The sequence below is a fragment of the Muribaculum sp. genome, from assembly GCF_029051885.1.
Lineage (GTDB): Bacteria > Bacteroidota > Bacteroidia > Bacteroidales > Muribaculaceae > Muribaculum.
In genome coordinates this window covers 1-4178 of record NZ_JAIDKI010000145.1, presented here as the reverse complement: position 1 = coordinate 4178, position 4178 = coordinate 1, and the positions used below count along the sequence as shown (strand labels likewise).

At 57.0% G+C, this 4178-nt stretch carries 3 protein-coding genes and 1 pseudogene; 3 read left to right on the top strand and 1 reads right to left on the bottom strand.

Annotated features, from left to right (window positions below):
* The first annotated feature begins 306 nt into the window (after window positions 1-306).
* Genes K2I50_RS06175 through K2I50_RS06165 form a run of 3 tightly spaced genes read left to right on the top strand, consistent with a single transcriptional unit; the run spans window position 307 to window position 3996 of the window.
* The gene (locus K2I50_RS06175) at window positions 307-1965 is read left to right on the top strand and encodes a hypothetical protein (RefSeq protein WP_301025328.1); all 1659 of its coding nucleotides are present in this window, start codon (window positions 307-309) and stop codon (window positions 1963-1965) included.
* A gap of 32 nt (window positions 1966-1997) precedes the next feature.
* A complete protein-coding gene (locus K2I50_RS06170; RefSeq protein ID WP_135957210.1) occupies window positions 1998-3185 on the top strand; it encodes a DUF2027 domain-containing protein in 1188 nt (395 codons plus the stop codon).
* A gap of 10 nt (window positions 3186-3195) precedes the next feature.
* Complete coding sequence (locus tag K2I50_RS06165; protein WP_301025327.1) at window positions 3196-3996, top strand: EFR1 family ferrodoxin; 801 nt, start codon at window positions 3196-3198, stop codon at window positions 3994-3996.
* A 77-nt stretch (window positions 3997-4073) separates the two neighbouring features.
* Here K2I50_RS06165 and K2I50_RS06160 read toward each other — a convergent pair.
* Window positions 4074-4178: pseudogene (locus K2I50_RS06160) on the bottom strand (NADH peroxidase); the annotation flags it as partial.

Below are 4178 nucleotides of genomic sequence, written 5' to 3'. Positions count from 1 at the left end.
CTCCATCATCACAAGACAAAAATCACTCAGAGATATGCGACCCCAGCGTTAACAAATATTGGGGAACGGGGTCTTACAACGAATAATCGACATTATGTGTGACAGATGTCACTAACGGGTATGAAAATCTTCGTGAAAATACTGGTAATGGCGCACGGACACGGCATAGCTTTTTTCGGACTCACGCGCTATGTCAGGCGTGGTTCCTCCTTATAGCGCCGCATCTGTCACTTCTTTTTATTGCATGTATCTGCGAAAGTGGCTATATTTGTAGGAATAAGAATATTTTCCAGGATGCGATAAAGGATGTCCGACCGACAGAAATCATATATCAATATCCCGACATTGTGGGTGCTATCGGTGGTTGCGGCTCTTGCCGCGGCATGGTGTGTGATGTATATCTTTACCTTGCCGACGGGCGACGACCTTATCTACACCTCTGTACTCAGGCGTGCCGACGGGATTGGCACCGGCGGATATGCCGTATGGGAGTTCCCGCGATATTGGGCGCGCCACTGGGTGTATACCAACGGACGTTCGGCCAACTTGCTTGCATCGCTCTTCATGGGCATCCTGCCTCATTGGATGGTGTCGGTGATGTGCGGTCTGGCTGTAGGGGCCATGTACCTTCTGGTACTGTACTTCTGCCGTCTGTTGCCCTGCCGGGGAAAAGGTGTTGCCGCTATTGTTGTGATTGCCATAATCGCATTTCTGTTTCCGTGGTGGGACTCTTTTTCGCTCATCGATGTCAATTTCAACTATGTATGGGCCACGGCTATGCCGCTGTCATTTTTAGTCATGCTCCGGAATGCCGGTAGCGGATGGCTGACGGGCGTGGGGCGTACATCCGACCTGTCGGGACGCATCACTACCGTCTCTGTGGCTCTTTTCTGCCTCCTGGCGGGCATGATTCATGAGGCTGCCACTCTTTCGCTCTGCGCGGGGATGGCGTGGGTGGCATGGATGCGTGGCGACATATCCTCCGGCGCATGGAGCAGGCTATCGCCTCAGCGGCGGTGGATGCTCGGGTCATTCCTTGCCGGTGTGGCTGTGGTCACACTTTCTCCGGGAATTATCATGCGTGCGGTCGGCGGCAATGCCCCCGATGATGTATGGTGGATGCTGGTGATTAAGTCAGCCCCGGTTACACTCGTTATGCTGTGTGTGATGCTTGTGTCGCTTACGAGCCGCGCCGGCCGCGAGAAACTGCGCCTTATGCTCGTGTCCGACCGGGCCATGTGGGTCGTAAGCGCCCTGGTGGCTATGGGGTTTGTGGCTGTCGGAGGCATTGTGGGGCGCAGTGGATGGTTCTCCCAGATTTTTGCCTTGATAGCGTTATGGCAGTGGTGGGGGCCTGTAGGGCGTCACAGGGTCGGCCCTGTAGCGGGTGCTCTTGTCGCTTTGCCGCTCGGAGTCATGGCAGTGGCACAGATGGTTGAGGTCGACCGCTACAGCTATATAGGCTGGAAGGCCGACACGGAGTTGCGTGCGCTGTATGCCGGGTCGCCCGACGGCATTGTCTGTTATGACATGCCCGACGACAGCCGGCTGCCTCTGTGGGTGTTCTCGCGGGTGCGCTATCTGCGCCCTGAGGACGATTACACCCATTGCGGACTGCGCATGTACTACAAGAAGGATTGCCCGCTAATCAACCTCCCGGCCTCTGCGTCGGGCATCGACTGGGAGAACTTTGACCCGCGCAAGGCGTTGAAATTTAAGATGCAATACCGCTCGATAGGCTCGATAGCGCTTGTGCCTCCCGGCAATACGGTGTTTCCGGCATCTCCGGGATGGGCCCGATTGTATGTGGGAAAGGTCGAGAATATGGAGCCGGGGCATTTGACCGCTTATGATTTTTTTGGCTCACAATATTGTAGCCGCAACTGGGTTATACCTTTTGAGAAGGATGGACGCACATACTACTACACGCGTCCATACCGGCCTCACTGGGGCGACCGATTTTAGAGAGTATAACAGAAATCAAAAAGAAACTATATATGGCACAGATAGGTGATATGGTGCGCTACCTCAACTCGGTAGGTGGCGGCCGTGTGGTAAGGATTGAAGGCCAGGTGGCCTATGTCGACGAAGACGGATTTGAGACTCCGGTGCTTCTGCGCGAATGCGTGGTAGTGGTTCCGGCCCGGCAGTCGGCACCGGAGGCCCGCGCAGCAAAGAGCGGCGCCGGTCAGAGCGGCTCATCGGGCGACCGCTGGTGGGAAAAGGAGCTTAAGGGCAAGAAGGAGAAAGCCCCCTCGAAGGAGAAGCCCGTATACGACCCGACTGCCGCAAATGTGGCTCCCGAGGCCGGATTTGCCGGACAGGGCAGGATATCTCCCAAGCCGGAGCCTGCCGTTGATCCCGACGATACTCCCGAGGGTGAGAAGCTCAACATAGTGCTTGCCTTCGAGGCAGAGGAGCCACGCCATCTCAACACTACCGAATATGACGCGTATGTCGTCAACGACTCAAACTATACGCTGTTTCTTACCTACCTCACACGCTCAGACAGCGACAAGGGCTGGACTCTGCGTTTTGCCGAGGTAATCGAGCCCCACATGCAGGTGCCGGTACAGCATATCACCCGCGACGACCTCGTGGCGATGGACCGTGTGAGCGTACAGTACGTGGCCTACAAGCCGGGGCGTGAGTTCCGCCTGAAATCGCCTGTGGCTGTGGAGCATTCAGTCGACACGACAAAATTTTTCAAGCTCCACTGTTTCCGCGACAACGTATATTTCGACACCCCCGTGATTGCAATCGACATCACGCGCAACGATGTGCCGCAGCGTCCGGTGGTCATCGACTCCGGCCGTCTGGAGGATGCCATGCGCTCCAAGCGTCGCGCCGACGAGCAGCCTCAGCCGCGCCGTGTGAGCCGTAACGACCATAAGGCCGCCAATGAGCCGCTTGTAGTCGACCTGCATATATCGGAGTTGCTCGACAATACCACCGGTCTTGATAACGCCGACATGCTTCAGGTGCAGTTGCGCGAGTTCAACCGTGTGATGGAGGAGAACCGCTCGGCCAAAGGGCGCAGGATTGTATTCATCCACGGCAAGGGTGAGGGTGTATTGCGCAAGGCGATACTGAAGGAGCTTTCCTATAAATACAAGTCGTGTGATGTGCAGGACGCCTCGTTCCGCGAATACGGATTCGGAGCCACCCAGGTGACGGTAAGATAATCTCCGCGATATGATATACTATTTTTCCGGACAGGGCAATTCGCGCGCGGCTGCCAAAGCCCTCGGCAAGGCGCTCGGTATGGAGATATGCCGCATCACGCGCCGGGATGTCGACAATGCCCCCTCGGCTCCGCCACCGACTGAGGATGAGGCCACGTTGTGGGTGTTTCCGGTGCATGCATGGGGTGTGCCGCGAGTGGTTGAGGAGTTTATCGGAAGGCTTGCGGCCGACACTCCCGACGCAGGCGCATGGTCGGTGCATCATATGGTGGCTACGTGTGGCGACGATATCGGTCGCACCGATCGGCTGTGGGCCGCTATGATACGCGCCCGCGGATGGCGTGTAGGTGGCGTGTTCTCTCTGACGATGCCCAATACATATGTTTGCCTCCCCGGATTTGACACGGATTCGGCCGAGATTGGGGCCGCGAAGCTCGACAATGCGGCTGCTGACATATCGGCAATAGCCTCGCGCATCGCCGACAACCGTGCCGACGGCATGAGGCAGGTGACGCCCGGCAGTATGCCATGGGCCAAGAGCTACATATTGCGTCCGCTCTTCAATGCGTTTCTCATGTCGCCGCGCGGATTCCGCGTCGACCGTGGCAAGTGCAATTCGTGCGGTGTGTGTGCGTCGGTGTGTCCGATGGAGAATATAACGGTCGACGGCCGCTACCCGCAGTGGGGAGGCGACTGCACGATGTGTCTGGCGTGCTACCACCGCTGCCCTCATGGAGCTGTAGCCTACCGGAGTTTCACGCGTGACAAGGGGAGGGTACACACTTCATCCGACGCACTTGTCGAGCGTTAGTGCATATAGGCCAAAAAAACAGCAGCGGCGATACCCACAGTGGGGTGTCGCCGCTGAATGTATGGCAGGGGTGTGTATTACTTTTTGAAGTGGCGGTTGTAGAGACCCTGGAAGCCCTGTCCGTGGCGTGCCTCGTCCTTTGCCATTTCGTGTACGGTGTCGTGGATGGCGTCGAGGTTGAG